Here is a 20382-nt window from a genome sequence, read left to right as displayed (position 1 = left end):
GCCTTACATTTTATTTCATTTCTAAAGAATATTATACTTATAATCACTGTAACCATATTTTTTTTGAGAATTGTAATTGTTGTACATTAATAGTCTAATATTGACGTAAGAAATACTAATCACAAAGAATAGGCTATGAAATCACTTTTTGACCCAACTACATACAAAGAGACCAAAACTAGAATACAAGCACTACAACCAGATAGTGCAGCTAGCTGGGGTAAGATGAATGTAGGGCAAATGGTAACGCACTGTCAATTTCCTTTAAAGGTTGCGCTTAGTGATAAACCAAGAAAGGCAAAGTGGAATCCTATTATGCGGTTATTTAAAAAATCGTTATATAATGATAAGCCCTGGCGTAAAAACCTGCCTACGGCTCCAGAGGCAAAAATAACAGATAACCGTGATCTAGATTTTGAACGTGAGAAACTTCTATCTATGGTTGATGCTTTTTATAACAAACGTGAGCAACAAGAGTGGCAACCGCACCCTATGTTTGGCCACTTTACTCACGAGCAATGGGGGCAACTTGAGTATAAGCACCTTGATTATCACTTAGGCCAGTTTGGCGTATAATTTACACCTATGACAGAAATACTAACATCTATATTTTTCATATTTGCCGTTATTGATCCCATAGGGACCATACCTGTTTACCTTGAGGCGACTAAAGAGTTTGACTTAAGGTATAAAAAGAAAATTGCCATAAGAGCCTCTGTTATGGCCTTTATGATTTTACTCTTTTTTATTGTTATAGGCCAGCTTATACTAGAGGGAATGTCTGTCTCGCTAGACGCATTTCAGATTTCTGGAGGTGTGATTTTATTTCTCTTTGCCCTTACTATGATTTTTGGTGATGGTAAGCCAGATCAAGAAAAAAATGGCATTACAGATTATAAACACGTTACTATATTTCCTATTGCGATACCCTCTATAGCTTCTCCGGGGGCTATAATGGCAGTTGTTTTACTCACAGATAATCATTTATATTCCATACAAGAACAACTTATAACCACCGTGCTCGTACTTGTAGTTATAGGTCTCACTTGCTTGATCTTACTAGGCGCAAATAATTTACAAAAACGCATAGGCAATTATGGAATAACTGTCATAAGTAAGATTATGGGACTCATACTGGCAGCTTATGCGGTACAGAGTATCCTATCTGGGATAAGCCACTATTTTAGCAAGATTTAAACTAGTTGCAATACGTATCAAATAAATATTACCCTATATGAAAGCACATTTTATATACTTTCTCATTATCATAAACGCAATCACTCTAGCTGCGCAAGACAGTAAGCCAACACATCAAAAAGAACCACTATCCATAGGAGAAAAAGTTACTTTGCGCTCAAATATTCTCAAAGAGAATAGAGTTCTCAACATCTACCTTCCTCACGGTTATAATGCTAGTGGTAATACATCTTATCCAGTCATTTATCTTCTAGACGGGTCTATAGATGAAGATTTTATACACATCTCTGGTCTTGTTCAATTTGGATCCTTTTCTTGGATTAACATACTTCCCCAATCTATAGTTGTAGGAATCTCTAATGTAGATCGAAAAAAAGATTTTACCTGGCCCTCAAAAAGCAAATTAGATCAAGATGAGTTTCCTACATCTGGGCACTCTGCATCATTTATAAACTTTATTGATAAGGAAGTGCAACCTTATATAGATAATAACTACAATACAAATAAAACAAAAACATTAATAGGTCAATCTCTTGGAGGACTTCTTGCTTCTGAGATTTTATTTAAAAACCCAGATATGTTTGACAACTACGTGATTATAAGCCCTAGTTTATGGTGGGATGATCAATCGCTATATAACGACACACCAAAATTATACACCAACCAAAAGTCTATTTATATAGGCGTAGGTAATGAGGGTGCACGAGCCAAAGACGCTATGCAGAGGTTTTATGATAAACTAGTAGCCCTTAATACTGGAAACACTAAACTATATTTTAAGTTTTTTGAAAAACAAGACCACGGCGATGTGTTACATCTAGCTACTTACGATGCATTTGAAAAAATTTTCAAAAAAGAAGACCAAAAAAAATAATGTCTCAACAGTGTATTATTACGCTTTCGCGAAAGCATAATCACCGCATACCACATCACTTAGTAACTCCCGATAATAGTTGACTTTACTTGTATAGTCATTTTAAAAGTTGATTTGTAAATTGTAATTATTAATCAAAAATCAAACTATTATGAAATTAAAAGCAATTTACATTCTTATACTACTCGCGGCATTTACAAGCTGTGATGACGACAACAATAATTTAAGTAACATCACAGAAGAGGCTTCAAGTGGAGCTGTAATAGAACTAGTAAGCACAACAAACAACACCATTTCTCAAGAAGATGCTCAGGGCTCACTTGAAGCGAGACTTGAATACAGGGATGATGAAAATGGCACATTGCTAGAAGAAATGAGAGTGTATGTAACTTACTACGATCTATCTGAGATGAGTGGTGACAGCACAGAAGCGCTTGTAGAACAAGAAATTCTTTTTGAGACAATCGCGGCTAGTAGCTTCATTGCTGGCGAAAACAGCTTCCCTGTTTATGACCTAGCAATTACAGCAGATCAATTTTTAAGTAACACAAATAATACATCTACCAGTATTGCTGCTGGTGATATCTTTACTACAAGATTTGAATTACTTCTTACAGATGGTCGTATTTTTTCTTCTACAAACACGGCTGTTAATGGAGGTCTTAACATAGACTTTATAATTAACACAGAGGTTAACTAGTAGTACTCTTCTTGTAAAAACCAAGTTCTATTTTAATTAACTACTTATCAAAGTAACTGTATACATAGTAGTATAAGCACCGTTTCCGATAAAAAGTTACATTGTGACGCAACCTTTCTACATCTTCAAGTCTATAATATGAAGAACAGAAAAAGATTGTTATGAATTTGAGAAACTCCTATTAGTATATTGATAGTTTAAGGTCTAAATATTGCCCCAAATGACCTTAAACTTTTAATATACACACACGTCAAACATCAAATCTCTTGGAACTAGAGAAGCTTTTAAAAAAATGTAAAAAGGGTGACCGTAAGGCACAACAATCTTTGTATAATTTATACAAAGACAGACTTTTTGCGCTTAGTATGAAGTACTGCAAAAACAGAGATGAGGCACAAGATAATCTTCAAGATTCATTTGTAACCATATTTACAAAAATAGACTCATTTAAGAACGCAGGTTCTTTTGAAGGCTGGATGAAACGCATTGTAATAAATAAAGCAATAGATAGGTACAAAAGGAAACCATATTTAGAGTCTATAGATGACCACCAGATTAAAGAAGATGATATTACCATAGATGAAGATAATATAACCGTACCATTACAAACCTTACTCACATTTGTACAAGAATTACCAGATCGCTATAGACTCGTATTTAACTTATACCAACTAGATAACTACACCCATAAGGAAATAGCAGCATCATTAAATATAAGCCAGGGCACGTCTAAATCTAATTTACACAGGGCCAAAATGATATTAAAAGAAAGAATAATAGCCTTAATGGCTGCTCAAAAAAATTCCATAGTTAATGGGAACTAGAAAAGACATAGGCAAACTCTTTAAGGAGCGTCTAGGTGGTATAGAGCAATCACCAGATGCTGGACTATGGGACAACATTGCCGCAGAACTTGACCAGACTAAAGGCCGTCGTATTGCCCCGTTCTGGTACTTTTTTGGAGGTGCTCTGGTCATAGGAGCTCTAAGCTTGCTCTGGTTTGCTCAACCAGAAGTAACTATTCAAAAGAAAAAGCCAGTACTGGTAAACAATACTATTATAAAACTTGACTCAGTAAGCAGTGCCTCTATTATAGACTCAAATACAGTAATAGCAAAAAGTGACAAAACAATTACTTCTAGTGATGCAATAAAGCCTTACAATTCACAACGAGCACAATCTAAAGAACAACTACAAAATTATTTACACGGCACAAACACAAAGCCGAAAGCTAATAAACAAATAGTGACATCTAGCATTTCTAAGGAAAACACAAACTACTCCCTAAAAGAGATTGAAGCGCTTAAAGTTAATAACAACAATCCTCAAACAAGTAATATAGCTTTAAACAAAACTAACAGCTCTTCACCATCTTTATCAAGCAAAGAAAACAAAGAGGCGCTTCTTAAATATCAAGAAAGAAGTAAGCAAGCTACAGCCCTAGAAATTGCAGAACAAAGGAGACAAGCTGCGGCAGATATAGCAGCTTTGATAAAGAAAAAGGAAGATAGTCTTGACAATGCAGCAAAAATAATGCTAGCAAAAAACACTACAGAAACGAAAAAATTAAACCTTCCTAAAACACAAGAAGAACGCACTCAAGATCGCAAACGTGCTACAGAGTATGAGATAGCAATATCTCCTTACACCAGTGTTTTAAACTATGGATCTGTGACCAAAGGATCCTCCATAGATGATAGACTGGTAAATAATCCACGTGACGCAATATCTACCGTAGGGTATGGCGTGCGCGTAGACTATACTTTAAACGAAAGAACTAGCCTTAGGCTAGGTGTGGGTTATGCACCTCTAAAATACCAAACAGAAAACTTTCAAGTATCTGTAACCGATGGAAACATTAATATATATGAACTTTCGGCTATTAATCTAGCGACGCTCAACGGAGGCAGTACTACAGAAACTTCACCAGAAGCTCAAAGTTTCTTTAATACAAATGATGTAGTATCTATAGAGCAAAATATCTCTTATATAGAAGTCCCTTTAGATTTTCAGTATAGGTTACTAAACAAGCGCTTAGCCTTAAGCGTAAGTCCTGGTGTAAGTCTCTTCGTTCTAAGCAACAATGAGATTTATGCAACTGCGACATCTGGAGAATCTGTCTTTGTAGGAAGAGAGACTAATCTTAATGGCTTAAGCCTTGCCTTTAACTTTGGTCTAGGAGGTCACTACAATATAAACGAGAAATGGCGCCTTAATGTTGAGCCCGTATTTAGATACCAACTCAACCCTTATTCTAATAACTTAAGCAATTTTAGACCTTACTACATAGGTGCTCAATTTGGGATGTCTTACAAGTTTTAAGACTCACATCATTACCGCAATGCTCTAGAAAAAAGGGTGACAAAAGGTCTTTTTTACGCTTTCGCGAAAGCGTAAACCCGCACATCTATATTCTTAACCGTTACTTAAGAAAGGTTCTATCTATTACAATTGCATACAAGAGGTATATACTTCATAGAACTCAAGAAGGCTTATACAAGCTTACAAAAGTGTTATGAATACAAGATGTTAATAAAGAAAGCCGCCTCTCGATTGAGAGGCGGCTTTATTAATGTATTACAAAAGTGTAACTAGTACTAGTTACCTTTTGCATTGTTTTTAAACTTATCAAACTTACCTAGTTTCTTTGCTTTAGGCCAGCTGTTATTATCTGTATCGATATCTGCTGTTTCAAGATCTGGATCTACCGTTACTTTTACGATTTCCTTATCTGAAGCAATAGCTTTACTTACCTCTGCATCATTCTTTCTCCACACTTGTGCAGGATATGTTACCTTCTTTTTTGATCCATCTGCATACTCGTATTCTACGATAATAGGCATTGGGATTCCTCCTGGTTTTTCAAAAACCACTTTGTATAAATACTTAGGCGTTTTGATCTTTGCGCGCTGCTCTGGCGTAAAGTTATCCATAAGGTATTCTTTAAGGGTAGGTGATGCTTCTAGCATATCTTTACCTCTCATATCTTCTGTAAACTCTGGGCTATCTTCATCTACCACATAGATAGCTTCTATCTGGCTTGGGTCTGTAACGCCATAACGTGCTAGTAATGCTCTACCAGACTCTGTTACATTATCTGTAATGTAATATTGCTTTACTTCTTTAAGACCTATATCTACTGCTTCTGTACTGTAAAACCATCCTCTCCAGAACCAATCAAGATCTACTGCAGATGCATCTTCCATAGTACGGAAGAAATCTTCTGGTGAAGGGTGTTTAAACATCCAGCGTTGTGCATATGTCTTAAATGCGTGATCAAATAACTCGTGACCCATTACTGTCTCACGTAAGATGTTAAGTGCAGTTGCAGGCTTACCATATGCGTTTGCCCCTAAGTTAAAAGCATTTTCTGGGTTAGACATAATAGGAGCGATATACTCTTGGTTTCCTTTCATATATCCTACTATTTTAGAAGGTGCTCCTCTTCTTGATGGGTATGCATCATTTCCTTTTATAGCCTCTGGGAAGTTCTGACCAAACTCTTGCTCTGTAAGATATTGCATAAAGGTATCTAGACCTTCATCCATCCATCCCCACTGGCGCTCGTCACTGTTTACAATCATAGGGAAGTAGTTGTGACCTACCTCGTGTATAATTACTGAGATCATTCCAAACTTTGTTCTGTCACTGTACGTTCCATCTTCATTAGGACGACCGTAGTTCCAGCATATCATAGGGTACTCCATACCTTGACCTTTTGCGTGTACAGATATCGCTTTAGGGTAAGGGTAGTTAAAAGTATACTTTGAGTAGGTGTCTAATGTTTGTACAATTGCTTTTGTAGAGTACTCCTCCCATAATGGGTTACCTTCTGGTGGGTAAATAGAGATTGCCATTACATCACGCTCTGGAAACTTTACTGCCTGTGCATCCATTATGTAACGACGTGATGATGTAAATGCAAAGTCACGTACATTTTTTGCTCTAAGCTTCCACGTTTGTGTTGCTTTCATTTTTCCAGCGGCCATTTTTTCTGCCTCTGCTTGAGTACGGATGATTACTGGCTTATCGTAAGATTTTTTTGCCTTTTCCCATCTCTTCATTTCTTCTTTGCTGTAAACGTCTTTTAGGTTTACAATCTCACCCGTACCATCAAGTAAGTGATCTTTAGGAACTGTGATATCTACTTCATAGTCTCCAAATGGTAGTGCAAACTCTCCGTTACCCCAGAACTGGTAGTTCTGCCATCCTTCTACATCATTATAAACTGCCATTCTTGGGAAGAACTGTGCGATGATATATCCTTTATTACCATCTTTATAAGTCTCATATCCAGATCTTGAACGATCTACGGTGTGCTCTGGTATAAGGTAACTCCACTTTATAGAAAATGTATAAGACTCGCCAGCTTTAAGAGACTGTGGCATATCTATGCGCATCATCGTCCAGTTAATCGTGTGGTTAAGGTTACGACCGTTAGCTTTTACTTCTTGTATTTTAAAACCTCCGTCAAAAGGCTCACTCTTCATATATGACCCTACAAAAGAACCTGGCTGTGATACAGCACCTACTCCTCCACCATTTTTCTCTTTGGCTGGTGAGTCTTTCTCTCTTACGTTTTGATCAAGTTGTACCCATAGGTACTCAAGATCATCTGGTGAGTTGTTTTTATAAGTTATTGTTTCAAACCCATTGATGATGTGTGTATCATCGTTAAGTTCAATGGTCATTTTGTAATCTGCATTATTCTGGTAGTATGCGTGACCTGGCGCTCCAGAGGCTGTTCTGTACTGGTTAGGCGTAGACATTTCATTATAAAGTTGTCTAAACCTGTTTGTGTTTTCGTGCCCCATTGCACGCTCTTCTGTTTGTTCTTCTTGAGCAAAGGCGCTTGTGCCAAGAAGTAAAAATGCTGCGAGCAGCATATACGAGTAACGAATCATAAGTGTGTTGAATTAGTTTTAGCTCTAAAAATAGCCATCCTTAAGAGGCTTTAGGAATTATTTTTAAAATTTTAACAACCCTTTAGCATTTCCCATCGTGAGCAGGAAACTTTTCTTGTTATTTCCTATAGTAGTATGTACCATATTTTTTTGGTCTGGAAACAAATCCATAAGTAGTTGATTATCTATCAAAAATGCGTCAACACTCTCAACATCTGTTATTTCCATATAACAAACCACATAATCATCTTCATACTCTTTACCTAAAAACTGAAACTTTCTCTCTTCTCCATTTATGGTAATTACCAGTTTCTTTTGCAGGTATTTATTTAAGTATACATCTAGCTTTTCTTGATCTGCCGTTGCGTCTACTAGAATAGTTTCATCATAGCGTTCTTGGAGCACTGCTTCAAGATCATCATAAAAAAGTCTGGTAATCATTTGTACAGACTTCTCATCTTGGTCATATGCAAGATCTGTTACGCTTAAATAGTATTTATGTAAGGAAGCTGCCATAAGTAATGGAGCGATTATAAATAATAAAAGGACTTTTTTCATAATGATTATAAATGGTGGGTTTACGCTTTCGCGAAAGCGTAATAAAAATTTTCAATAAACGTGCCAGTAGTTAATCTTGTGGGTTGAGTTTTTTATAATCTGCAGACTTTTTCATCATAAACTCAAGCAGTCCCAAGACGTTATCTGTATCTACGAGCTCTTTTGCTTTTGGATCTTCAAAGGTAAAATACACAAAATCTTCTATAGATTCTTTATTTATAGCTAGCTCATTCATATAAACACTGTCTGAGAAGCTGTGCCTACTTTCTTGTACAAGTTTTTCGAATCTAGATATTTCAATATGTTTTTTGAGCATTTTTAATCTTCCTGTTATAGAGTTTATGAGTCCATCTAGCGGGATGCCTCCCCCACTGGTTATAGCAGTATAATAACGACGCTCTTCTACCGTACGTGGCGGGGCTGTATTTTCTGGTATACCGAGATCTGTAGGTGTAATTTTTATCTCATACTCTGTAGTACCCACATCTTTTGATATATCACCAGTAAGGTCTATATTACTTATGGTTACTTGATCCAGCTCTGTTATTTTAGGAATTAAATATAATGTAATTCTCTCTCTATTAAATATGGTGCTATTTACCACAAACTGCCTAGGCTCATACTGTACAGCACTCACATTTATGGTGTCATTGAGACGTGCTTTAATTGTAAATTTTCCATTTTTGGATGTGATCGTTCCCGTTCTTAATGTCATATTTACTACGGTAAGGTTTGCCTTATCTATAGTATCATTAAGCACTTGTCCCTCTAGCATAATGGCATCTTGAGAATACAATACTACGGATATAAAAAAAAGCAAACAGAAGCTTATATACTTACTCATCATTAGGAGGTTTATTTAATAAGACGCCTTCGTCCTCTTTTAGTTTCAAATATCCAGAAGATTTTAATAACATAAGGTCTAAAATTGCCATAGCATCTCCTTGATTTGATAGATGTACGGCTTTTTTATCTTCAAAAATATAGTATACAAAGTCTTCTATAAGGTCTTCTGGTATATTAAGAGACTTGATATAAGTACTGTCAGAAAATGTCTCGCGATTGCGTTCAACCATCATCTTAAACTTTGAAATTTTTAAGTGTTTTTTTAGCATTTTAGTACGCCCGCTTATTGCGTTTATGAGGGATCCCAGTGGCCCAGCCCCTGCGGTAGCTACATATACTCTGCGTTCTTCTATAGTCATCGTAGGCTTTGCATTTTCTGGTATACCTAAAGACGTGGGAGAGATAAACTTTTTAAGCGGCACCGCCTTGAGATCCTTAGTCATATCACCTGTAAGGTCTATATTACTTATCACCACTTCATCTAGCTCATTAAGCTTAGGCACAAGATACAAAGAGAGCTTCTTACGTTTATATATAACTGGAGTAATAATTATGCGCTTACTCTCATACTGCACAGCACTTATATTAAGCGTATCATTTACTCGTACTGGTATTTCAAAAATCCCATCTAGATTAGTAACAGTGCCCGTACGCATATTAATATTTACCACTGTTATGGAAGCTATCTCAACACTATCATTAAGAACTCTACCTTCTAACATTGTACTATTTTGAGCAGTGAGTAAACTGCTCATAGATAATAGTATGGAAATTATATAGATGTAATGTCTTGCGATATTATTCTGTTTTATGTGTGTTGTAAAAATAGGCCAGCTCTTTAATCTGTAGGTTTAATGTTTTGTTAATTCACATATCCCTCATCAAGTTTGTATTTTTGAGTAAAGATTATTTATGTCAAAAAACATTATTGCCGCAAGTACTTCTACAATCTATGGAGGCACCTACCTGGAGTATTTACTACCAGAACTTAAAAAGTTATTTCATAACGTAACTGAGATTATATTCATACCGTATGCTAGACCTGGTGGTATTACCCACGACGACTATACAACGATTGCTCAAAAAGCCTTTGCAAAAATTAATATCTCTGTAAAAGGTCTCCATACTTATAAAGACGCAACAGAAGCGCTAAAGGTTGCCCAAGGCATATTTACTGGCGGAGGAAATACGTTTGTTCTAGTTAACCAGCTATACAAAATAGATGTAATGCATACGCTTAGAGATGTAATCTTAAACGGAACTCCCTATCTTGGCACAAGCGCTGGAAGTAATCTTTGTGGTCTCACTATGCAAACTACAAATGATATGCCCATTGCCTACCCTCCAAGTTTTAAAACATTGGGAGTATTACCTTTTAATGTAAACCCGCACTACCTAGACCCAGATACAGACTCTACGCATATGGGTGAGACCCGAGAGACACGTATTAAAGAATACCACATTTACAACACAGTCACAGTATTAGGAATACGAGAAGGAAGCTGGATACGAGTTAAGGATAAAGAAATCACATTACAGGGTGACCATACAGCTCGAGTATTTAAACAAGATAAAGAGCCTTATGAGATTGAGTCTTTGTCTACAATTGAACTATAAATTACGCTTTCGCGAAATAAAATAAAAAAAGCCCTGTGTGACTACAGGGCTTTTTCTTTGAGCGGGAGACCAGGTTCGAACTGGCGACATTCAGCTTGGAAGGCTGACGCTCTACCAACTGAGCTACTCCCGCATTTATTGAAGAACACTCTTCAAAAGGTAATTAGTAAATGGCTCAATAAACAAGCTCAAATACTAAAGCGAGGCAAAAATAAATCTTTTTAAGCGATACACAAGAAAAAAATTAAAAAATATTATTATACAACATTTTCAAAAATAACGCATTTCATCGACACAAATACGCACTTCGTCTGAAACCGTCTGATTTACAGAGTCCTTATTTTAACTTTGAGCCTAGAATAAATTTTATTCTAAATTAGAACTAATAAGCTATGTACTACGTATGTATTTTTAACAAAAAATGTACAAGTAAATGCGTAAATTTCGCGACAATGAAATATAATAAAATTATGTTCCCTCAAATGAAAAAACTACTTACCCTTACAAGTTTTCTCATACTATCAATATCTGCAATAGGTCAGGTTAAGGTAGGTGATAATCCAAACACAATTAACGCGTCATCACTCCTAGAGCTCGAGAGCACAAACAAGGTTCTTGTGGCAACAAGAGTTAGCACTTCTCAGATGAACAGTATCTCTCCTCTTGCTGGAGGGCTTGTTTTTAATACAGATGAGAGCTGTTTTTATCAATATGATGGATCTAACTGGCTAAGTTTATGCCAGATGGCCTCTATGATAGTTGATAACGGCGATGGCACATACACTTATACAGATGCAAATGGCAATTCTCAAATCATAAACACTCAGGCATCTTCAAATCCTTATGATAACACAATATCAGGACTTGTTGCGACAAATGTGCAAGACGCTATAGACGAAATTAATGCCGCAGCAGGAACAGTAGCTCTTGTTGATAACGGCGACGGTACTTACATTTTTACAGACGCAAGTGGAACAGCCACAACTATCGCAGATACTTCTATCTCCACTTTAGTAGATAACGGAGACGGAACGTACACATATACAGACGAAACAGGAGCAACACAAATTATAGACATCTCAGCTGAGGGTAATAGTTTTGACAATACAGGGACAGGTTTACTTTCTACAAATGTTCAAGATGCTATCGAAGAGATAAATGCTGCTATAGGAACAGTAGGCTTAATAGATAATGGCGATGGGACTTATCAATTTACAGATGCAAGTGGCACTACTATAACTATTTCTGACACCTCAATATCTACACTAGTAGACAATGGAGATGGAACATATACATATACAGATGAAACAGGAGCAACACAAATAATCGACACAAACGCTTCTGCAAATCCGTATGACAATTCAACATCTGGTTTAGTATCTACAAATGTTCAAGATGCTATAGATGAAATCTTAAACCAAATAAACTCCGTAAACGTAACACTTATAGATAATAATGATGGCACATATACTTTCACAGATGTTTTAGGAAATACAACAACTATCTCAGACACTTCTATCTCTACACTCGTTGACAACGCAGACGGAACATACACCTATACAGATGAAATGGGAGCTACACAAGTAATCGACACAAACGCTTCTGCAAATCCTTATGACAATTCAACGTCTGGATTAGCAGCAACAAACGTGCAAGACGCTATCGATGAAATCAACGCAGCGGCAGGAACAGTAGCGCTCGTAGATAACGGTGATGGGACATATGACTTCACAGACGCAAACGGAACTACAACGACTATTGCAGATACTTCTATCTCGACACTCGTTGATAACGCAGACGGAACATACACCTATACAGATGAGACAGGAGCAACGCAGGTAATTGACACAAATGCTTCTGCGAATCCATATGACAACACAACTTCAGGGCTAGCAGCAACAAACGTTCAAGACGCAATTGATGAAATCAACGCAGCGGCTGGAACAGTAGCACTTGTAGATAATGGTGATGGAACATATGATTTCACAGACGCAAGCGGAACTACAACGACCATCGCAGATACTTCTATCTCGACACTCGTTGACAACGCAGACGGAACATACACCTACACAGATGAAACAGGAGCAACACAAGTGATCGATACAAACGCTTCTGCAAATCCTTATGATAATACAACTTCAGGGCTAGTAGCGACAAACGTTCAAGACGCAATTGATGAAATTAACGTAGCAGCTGGAACAGTAGCGCTAGTAGATAACGGTGACGGAACATACGACTTCACAGACGCAAGCGGAACTACAACGACCATCGCAGATACTTCTATCTCGACACTTGTTGACAACGCAGACGGAACATACACATACACAGATGAAACGGGGGCTACACAAGTAATCGACACAAACGCTTCTGCAAATCCTTATGACAATTCAACTTCCGGATTAGTAGCAACTAATGTACAAGACGCTATAGATGAAATCAACGCAGCAGCTGGAACAGTAGCGCTAGTAGATAATGGAGACGGAACATATGATTTCACAGACGCAAGCGGAACTACAACGACCATAGCAGATACGTCTATCTCGACACTCGTAGACAACGCAGATGGCACATATACCTACACAGATGAAACGGGAGCTACGCAAGTAATTGACACAAACGCTTCTGCAAATCCATATGACAACACGACTTCAGGACTCGTAGCGACAAACGTGCAAGATGCTATAGATGAAATCAACGCAGCTGCAGGAACAGTAGCTCTTGTAGACAATGGTGATGGAACATATGATTTCACAGACGCAAGCGGAACTACAACGACTATCGCAGATACGTCTATCTCGACACTCGTTGACAACGCAGACGGAACATACACCTATACAGATGAGACAGGAGCAACACAAGTAATTGACACAAACGCTTCTGCAAATCCTTATGACAATACAACTTCTGGGTTAGCAGCAACAAACGTGCAAGACGCTATTGATGAAATCAACGCAGCAGCTGGAACAGTAGCGCTCGTAGATAACGGCGATGGAACATACGATTTTACAGACGCAAGCGGAACTACAACGACTATCGCAGATACGTCTATCTCGACACTTGTTGACAACGCAGACGGAACATACACCTACACAGATGAAACGGGAGCAACACAAATAATCGATACAAACGCTTCTGCAAATCCTTATGACAATTCAACATCTGGATTAGCAGCAACAAACGTTCAAGACGCCATCGACGAAATCAACGCAGCAGCAGGAACAGTAGCGCTCGTAGATAACGGTGACGGAACATATGATTTCACAGACGCAAGCGGAACTACAACGACTATCGCAGATACTTCTGTATCAACGCTTGTTGATAATGGCAACGGAACCTATGGTTATACCGATGAAACTGGAATAACCACAGTAATTGATACCAATGGCTTTAATATCACAAATACTGTAGCAGGCAATACAATTGCCACGGTTACTGACGCGGCAGGAAATGCAACAGATATTAATGAAACTGTAACAACATTTGCAGACGCAATGGACGGTTTAATCACATATACTGATGAAAATGGAGATCCACAAACAGTAGCTAAGTCAGATATCACAGATAATGAAAACGGAACTTACACATTTACTAATAATGATGGATCTGATGTAGTCATAAACACAAATGGGATAGTTGTTGCAGATATTAATGATGGAAAGGTTATTGCAACTATCACAGAAGCTGACGGAACACTAACTAATATAGAAGAAACAATAACTGAATTGGCAATCGCTGCAGGTGAACTTACATACGCAAACGAAGATGCTACAAATGCTAATGTGAATCTAATATCAACAGATGCAGATAACAACATCACTGCAGGTGCAGACGGAGCATTATTTGTAGATGTAACGGCTGAGCAAACAGTAACCGATGTTACAGATCTAAATGCTGCAGCAAACACAAACCTGATTGGAACATATAACAATGAGGATGCTACTCCTTTTGCTATAGAAGAAACAGTAACGGAATTAGCAATCGCTGCTGGGGAGCTTACCTTCGCAAACGAAGATGCTACAAATGCTAATGTGAACCTAATATCAGCAGATGCAGATAACAACATCACTGCAGGTGCAGACGGAGCATTGTTTGTAGATGTTTCAGAAGAAGAAACAGTAACGGAACTAGCAATCGCTGCAGGGGAACTTACTTACGCAAACGAAGATGCTACAAATGCTAATGTGAATTTGATATCAGCAGATACAGATAACAACATAACTGCAGGAACAGATGGAGCTTTATTTGTAGATGTAACGGCTGAACAAACAGTAACCGATGTTACAGATCTAAATGCTGCAGCAAACACAAACCTGATTGGAACATATAACAATGAGGATGCTACTCCTTTTGCTATAGAAGAAACAGTAACGGAACTAGCAATCGCTGCAGGTGAACTTACATACGCAAACGAAGATGCTACAAATGCTAATGTGAACCTAATATCAACAGATGTAGATAACAACATCACTGCAGGTGCAGACGGAGCATTGTTTGTAGATGTTTCAGAAGAAGAAACAGTAACTGAATTAGCAATCGCTGCTGGTGAACTTACATACGCAAATGAAGATGCTACAAATGCTAATGTGAACCTAATATCAGCAGATGCAGATAACAACATCACTGCAGGCGCAGACGGAGCATTGTTTGTAGATGTTTCAGAAGAAGAAACAGTAACTGAATTAGCAATCGCTGCTGGTGAACTTACATACGCAAATGAAGATGCTACTAATGCTAATGTAAATCTAATATCAGCAGATGCAGATAACAACATCACTGCAGGAACAGATGGAGCTTTATTTGTAGATGTAACGGCTGAACAAACAGTAACCGATGTTACAGATCTAAATGCTGCAGCAAACACAAACCTGATTGGAACTTATAACAATGAGGATGCTACTCCTTTTGCTATAGAAGAAACAGTAACGGAACTAGCAATCGCTGCAGGGGAGCTTACTTACGCAAACGAAGATGCTACAAACGCTAATGTGAACCTGATATCAGCAGACGCAGATAACAACATCACTGCAGGTGCAGACGGAGCATTATTTGTAGATGTATCAGAAGAAGAAACAGTGACGGAACTAGCAATCGCTGCAGGGGAACTTACTTACGCAAACGAAGATGCTACAAATGCTAATGTGAACCTAATATCAGCAGATGCAGATAACAACATAACTGCAGGTGCAGACGGAGCATTGTTTGTAGATGTAACGGCTGAGCAAACAGTAACCGATGTTACAGATCTAAATGCTGCAGCAAACACAAACCTGATTGGAACATATAACAATGAGGATGCTACTCCTTTTGCTATAGAAGAAACAGTAACGGAATTAGCAATCGCTGCTGGGGAGCTTACCTACGCAAACGAAGATGCTACAAATGCTAATGTGAACCTAATATCAGCAGACGCAGATAACAACATCACTGCAGGTGCAGACGGAGCATTGTTTGTAGATGTTTCAGAAGAAGAAACAGTAACGGAACTAGCAATCGCTGCAGGGGAACTTACTTACGCAAACGAAGATGCTACAAATGCTAATGTGAATTTGATATCAGCAGATACAGATAACAACATAACTGCAGGAACAGATGGAGCTTTATTTGTAGATGTAACGGCTGAACAAACAGTAACCGATGTTACAGATCTAAATGCTGCAGCAAACACAAACCTGATTGGAACATATAACAATGAGGATGCTACTCCTTTTGCTATAGAAGAAACAGTAACGGAACTAGCAATCGCTGCAGGTGAACTTACATACGCAAACGAAGATGCTACAAATGCTAATGTGAATTTGATATCAGCAGATACAGATAACAACATAACTGCAGGTGCAGACGGAGCTTTATTTGTAGATGTAACGGCTGAGCAAACAGTAACCGATGTTACAGATCTAAATGCTGCAGCAAACACAAACCTAATTGGAACATATAACAATGAGGATGCTACTCCTTTTGCTATAGAAGAAACAGTGACGGAACTAGCAATCGCTGCTGGTGAACTTACTTACGCAAACGAAGATGCTACAAATGCTAATGTGAACCTGATATCAGCAGACGCAGATAACAACATCACTGCAGGTGCAGACGGGGCATTGTTTGTAGATGTTTCAGAAGAAGAAACAGTAACGGAACTAGCAATCGCTGCAGGAGAACTTACATACGCAAACGAAGATGCTACAAATGCTAATGTGAACCTAATATCAGCAGATGCAGATAACAACATCACCGCAGGAACGGACGGAGCATTATTTGTAGATGTATCAGAAGAAGAAACAGTGACGGAACTAGCAATCGCTGCAGGGGAACTTACTTACGCAAACGAAGATGCTACAAATGCTAATGTGAACCTAATATCAGCAGATGCAGATAACAACATAACTGCAGGTGCAGACGGAGCATTGTTTGTAGATGTTTCAGAAGAAGAAACAGTAACTGAATTAGCAATCGCTGCTGGTGAACTTACATACGCAAATGAAGATGCTACTAATGCTAATGTAAATCTAATATCAGCAGATGCAGATAACAACATCACTGCAGGTGCAGACGGAGCTTTATTTGTAGATGTAACGGCTGAGCAAACAGTAACCGATGTTACAGATCTAAATGCTGCAGCAAACACAAACCTAATTGGAACATATAACAATGAGGATGCTACTCCTTTTGCTATAGAAGAAACAGTGACGGAACTAGCAATCGCTGCTGGTGAACTTACTTACGCAAACGAAGATGCTACAAATGCTAATGTGAATCTAATATCAGCAGACGCAGATAACAACATCACTGCAGGTGCAGACGGAGCATTGTTTGTAGATGTTTCAGAAGAAGAAACAGTAACTGAATTAGCAATCGCTGCTGGTGAACTTACATACGCAAATGAAGATGCTACTAATGCTAATGTAAACCTAATATCAGCAGACGCAGATAACAACATCACTGCAGGTGCAGACGGAGCTTTATTTGTAGATGTAACGGCTGAGCAAACAGTAACCGATGTTACAGATCTAAATGCTGCAGCAAACACAAACCTAATTGGAACATATAACAATGAGGATGCTACTCCTTTTGCTATAGAAGAAACAGTGACGGAACTAGCAATCGCAGCAGGAGAACTTACTTACGCAAACGAAGATGCTACAAATGCTAATGTAAACCTGATATCAGCAGATGCAGATAACAACATCACTGCAGGCGCAGACGGAGCATTGTTTGTAGATGTTTCAGAAGAAGAAACAGTAACTGAATTAGCAATCGCTGCTGGTGAACTTACATACGCAAATGAAGATGCTACTAATGCTAATGTAAATCTAATATCAGCAGATGCAGATAACAACATCACTGCAGGTGCAGACGGAGCTTTATTTGTAGATGTAACGGCTGAACAAACAGTAACCGATGTTACAGATCTAAATGCTGCAGCAAACACAAACCTGATTGGAACTTATAACAATGAGGATGCTACTCCTTTTGCTATAGAAGAAACAGTAACGGAACTAGCAATCGCTGCAGGGGAGCTTACTTACGCAAACGAAGATGCAACTAATGCTAATGTGAACCTAATATCAGCAGATGCAGATAACAACATCACTGCAGGTGCAGACGGAGCATTGTTTGTAGATGTTTCAGAAGAAGAAACAGTAACTGAATTAGCAATCGCTGCTGGTGAACTTACCTACGCAAATGAAGATGCTACAAATGCTAATGTGAACCTAATATCAACAGATGTAGATAACAACATCACTGCAGGTGCAGACGGAGCATTGTTTGTAGATGTTTCAGAAGAAGAAACAGTAACAGAACTAGCAATCGCAGCAGGAGAACTTACTTACGCAAACGAAGATGCTACAAATGCTAATGTGAACCTGATATCAGCAGACGCAGATAACAACATCACTGCAGGTGCAGACGGAGCATTGTTTGTAGATGTTTCAGAAGAAGAAACAGTAACTGAATTAGCAATCGCAGCAGGAGAACTTACTTACGCAAACGAAGATGCTACAAATGCTAATGTGAATCTAATATCAACAGATGTAGATAACAACATAACTGCAGGTGCAGACGGAGCATTGTTTGTAGATGTTTCAGAAGAAGAAACAGTAACTGAATTAGCAATCGCAGCAGGAGAACTTACTTACGCAAACGAAGATGCTACAAATGCTAATGTAAACCTAATATCAGCAGACGCAGATAACAACATCACTGCAGGCGCAGACGGAGCACTATTTGTAGATGTTTCAGAAGAAGAGACAGTGACGGAACTAGCAATCGCAGCAGGTGAACTTACTTACGCAAACGAAGATGCTACAAATGCTAATGTGAACCTGATATCAGCAGATGCAGATAACAACATTACTGCAGGTGCAGACGGAGCATTATTTGTAGATGTTTCAGAAGAAGAAACAGTAACGGAACTAGCAATCGCAGCAGGAGAACTTACTTACGCAAACGAAGATGCTACAAATGCTAATGTGAACCTAATATCAGCAGATACTGATAACAACATCACCGCAGGAACAGACGGAGCATTATTTGTAGATGTAACAGCAGAGGAAACAGTTACTGATGTAACAGATTTAAACACTGCTACAAATACAAATCTTATTGGAACATATAACAATGAAGGTGCAACTCCTTTTGCTATTGAAGAGACAGTTACTTCACTAACCTTTGACGATACTACAAACGAGTTAGAGTTTATAGATGAAACTGGCACTCCAAACCCAGTAGATTTAAGCTCACTAGAACATACAGGAACTGAAGGTTCTATTTTCTTTGCAGGAGCAGACGAAACTCCTACTGAAGATAATGACCAGTTATTTTGGGATGCTACAAATAATAGATTGGGAGTTGGTACTAATACACCAGATAACAAGCTACAAGTAACGGGAGCTATTCGTTCTGCAGGTTTTTTAAATTCTGATGGTAATGCTGGCGAACCTGCGTATAGATTTACAGATGACACAAATACAGGAATGTACAGTCCAGCAGCAGATGAAATAGGCTTTACAGTAGGAGGATTTGAAGCAATGAAAATCGATGAAGCAACAACCGGAAACACCGTTGTTATAATCAATCAGACCTTAGACCTTGACGGACCTGTACTAGACGAAAATGATTTACCTGGAACAGCAGGGCAAGTACTAACAGCTACTGCAACCGGCACAGAATGGGCAGATGCCGCAGCAGAGACAGTAACAACTTTTGTACAAGACGACACCCCTACTACTACAGATGCTACAGCAACAGGAGAAATTACTTATACTGATGAGGCTGGTAATCCTTTTACCGCTCAGGTTGTAAGTGCAGATGCAGATAATGCACTCTCTGTCGGAACAGATGGTGGAGCATTTATGGCAGTCGCTCCTGCGGTTTATTCAGTAGGAAAAGTGGGAGCTGCTGGTGGAGGAGCACTTTTTAATGCTACCGTAGTAAATACAGGTACAGGTACGTACCAAGTAACATTTACCACTGCACTACCAAATGCAAATTACATCATTCAGTTAAGCCAGCCAGGAAGAGCAGGCGCAGGAAATGATGATCCAGGTATATCATACTCAGGACAATCTGCAACTGGATTTATAGTTAATATTGGAGATAATGATAATGGTGGTTCTGATCGAGCATTCTTCAATTCAGAATTTATGTTTACTGTATTAACCATCCCAGGATTTTAAGAACTCCCCCCT

General features: G+C 38.4%; 12 protein-coding genes and 1 tRNA gene. 8 read left to right on the top strand and 5 right to left on the bottom strand.

Annotation, left to right across the window (positions count from 1 at the left end):
• The first annotated feature begins 135 nt into the window (after positions 1-135).
• The 6 genes from Q0948_RS09790 (at position 136) to Q0948_RS09765 (ending at position 5093) form a co-directional block, all read left to right on the top strand.
• Positions 136-576, top strand: coding sequence for a DUF1569 domain-containing protein (locus Q0948_RS09790; protein WP_298351678.1), 441 nt, complete (start codon positions 136-138; stop codon positions 574-576).
• 9 nt (positions 577-585) lie between these two features.
• Positions 586-1197: a MarC family protein gene (locus Q0948_RS09785; protein ID WP_035327511.1), complete on the top strand. Its 612-nt coding sequence runs from the start codon at positions 586-588 to the stop codon at positions 1195-1197.
• Between the two features lie 37 nt (positions 1198-1234).
• Positions 1235-2071, top strand: a complete 837-nt coding sequence (locus Q0948_RS09780) for an alpha/beta hydrolase-fold protein (protein ID WP_298351671.1) — start codon at positions 1235-1237, stop codon at positions 2069-2071.
• Between the two features lie 151 nt (positions 2072-2222).
• Positions 2223-2771, top strand: a complete 549-nt coding sequence (locus Q0948_RS09775; protein ID WP_298351668.1) for a hypothetical protein — start codon at positions 2223-2225, stop codon at positions 2769-2771.
• Between the two features lie 266 nt (positions 2772-3037).
• Entirely contained in the window at positions 3038-3595 is a 558-nt protein-coding gene (locus Q0948_RS09770) for a sigma-70 family RNA polymerase sigma factor (RefSeq protein WP_298351664.1), read from the top strand.
• Positions 3585-5093, top strand: coding sequence for a hypothetical protein (locus tag Q0948_RS09765; RefSeq protein ID WP_298351661.1), 1509 nt, complete (start codon positions 3585-3587; stop codon positions 5091-5093). Before Q0948_RS09770 ends, Q0948_RS09765 begins: the two co-directional genes overlap by 11 nt.
• Positions 5094-5368: 275 nt before the next feature.
• Here Q0948_RS09765 and Q0948_RS09760 read toward each other — a convergent pair whose 3' ends face one another.
• From Q0948_RS09760 to Q0948_RS09745, 4 genes are all read right to left on the bottom strand, one after another.
• Complete coding sequence (locus tag Q0948_RS09760) at positions 5369-7675, bottom strand: M1 family metallopeptidase (RefSeq protein ID WP_298351658.1); 2307 nt, start codon at positions 7673-7675, stop codon at positions 5369-5371.
• Positions 7676-7738: 63 nt separating this feature from the next.
• A complete protein-coding gene (locus tag Q0948_RS09755) occupies positions 7739-8233 on the bottom strand; it encodes a DUF6702 family protein (protein WP_298351654.1) in 495 nt (164 codons plus the stop codon).
• A 70-nt stretch (positions 8234-8303) separates the two neighbouring features.
• Positions 8304-9077 (bottom strand): carboxypeptidase-like regulatory domain-containing protein, encoded by a 774-nt coding sequence (locus Q0948_RS09750; protein ID WP_298351650.1) that lies wholly within the window; start codon positions 9075-9077, stop codon positions 8304-8306.
• Positions 9070-9834 carry a carboxypeptidase-like regulatory domain-containing protein gene (locus tag Q0948_RS09745; protein ID WP_298351647.1) on the bottom strand — a complete coding sequence of 255 codons (765 nt, stop codon included), beginning with the start codon at positions 9832-9834 and terminating at the stop codon, positions 9070-9072. Before Q0948_RS09745 ends, Q0948_RS09750 begins: the two co-directional genes overlap by 8 nt.
• 157 nt (positions 9835-9991) lie before the next feature.
• Here Q0948_RS09745 and pepE point away from each other — a divergent pair, with 157 nt between their 5' ends.
• Entirely contained in the window at positions 9992-10696 is a 705-nt protein-coding gene (gene pepE / locus Q0948_RS09740) for a dipeptidase PepE (protein WP_298351644.1), read from the top strand.
• 60 nt (positions 10697-10756) lie between these two features.
• Here the strand turns inward: pepE and Q0948_RS09735 are convergent.
• Positions 10757-10829 (bottom strand) — tRNA-Gly (locus Q0948_RS09735).
• Between the two features lie 349 nt (positions 10830-11178).
• On the opposite strand from Q0948_RS09735, the gene Q0948_RS09730 reads away from it, so the two are divergent.
• A complete protein-coding gene (locus tag Q0948_RS09730) occupies positions 11179-20370 on the top strand; it encodes a hypothetical protein (RefSeq protein WP_298351641.1) in 9192 nt (3063 codons plus the stop codon).
• Positions 20371-20382 lie beyond the last annotated feature (12 nt).

The sequence above is a fragment of the uncultured Dokdonia sp. genome (genome assembly GCF_947496725.1).
GTDB lineage: Bacteria > Bacteroidota > Bacteroidia > Flavobacteriales > Flavobacteriaceae > Dokdonia.
This window is presented reverse-complemented; position numbering and strand designations above follow the sequence as displayed.

Excerpts from the sequence above, each read along its gene's own strand:
- Q0948_RS09785 (WP_035327511.1), top strand. The coding sequence starts at position 586 with ATGACAGAAATACTAACATCTATATTTTTCATATTTGCCGTTATTGAT.
- Q0948_RS09730 (WP_298351641.1), top strand. The coding sequence starts at position 11,179 with ATGAAAAAACTACTTACCCTTACAAGTTTTCTCATACTATCAATATCT.
- Q0948_RS09755 (WP_298351654.1), bottom strand. The coding sequence starts at position 8,233 with ATGAAAAAAGTCCTTTTATTATTTATAATCGCTCCATTACTTATGGCA.
- Q0948_RS09790 (WP_298351678.1), top strand. The coding sequence starts at position 136 with ATGAAATCACTTTTTGACCCAACTACATACAAAGAGACCAAAACTAGA.
- Q0948_RS09760 (WP_298351658.1), bottom strand. The coding sequence starts at position 7,675 with ATGATTCGTTACTCGTATATGCTGCTCGCAGCATTTTTACTTCTTGGC.
- Q0948_RS09765 (WP_298351661.1), top strand. The coding sequence starts at position 3,585 with ATGGGAACTAGAAAAGACATAGGCAAACTCTTTAAGGAGCGTCTAGGT.
- Q0948_RS09750 (WP_298351650.1), bottom strand. The coding sequence starts at position 9,077 with ATGAGTAAGTATATAAGCTTCTGTTTGCTTTTTTTTATATCCGTAGTA.
- Q0948_RS09780 (WP_298351671.1), top strand. The coding sequence starts at position 1,235 with ATGAAAGCACATTTTATATACTTTCTCATTATCATAAACGCAATCACT.
- Q0948_RS09745 (WP_298351647.1), bottom strand. The coding sequence starts at position 9,834 with ATGAGCAGTTTACTCACTGCTCAAAATAGTACAATGTTAGAAGGTAGA.
- pepE (WP_298351644.1), top strand. The coding sequence starts at position 9,992 with ATGTCAAAAAACATTATTGCCGCAAGTACTTCTACAATCTATGGAGGC.
- Q0948_RS09775 (WP_298351668.1), top strand. The coding sequence starts at position 2,223 with ATGAAATTAAAAGCAATTTACATTCTTATACTACTCGCGGCATTTACA.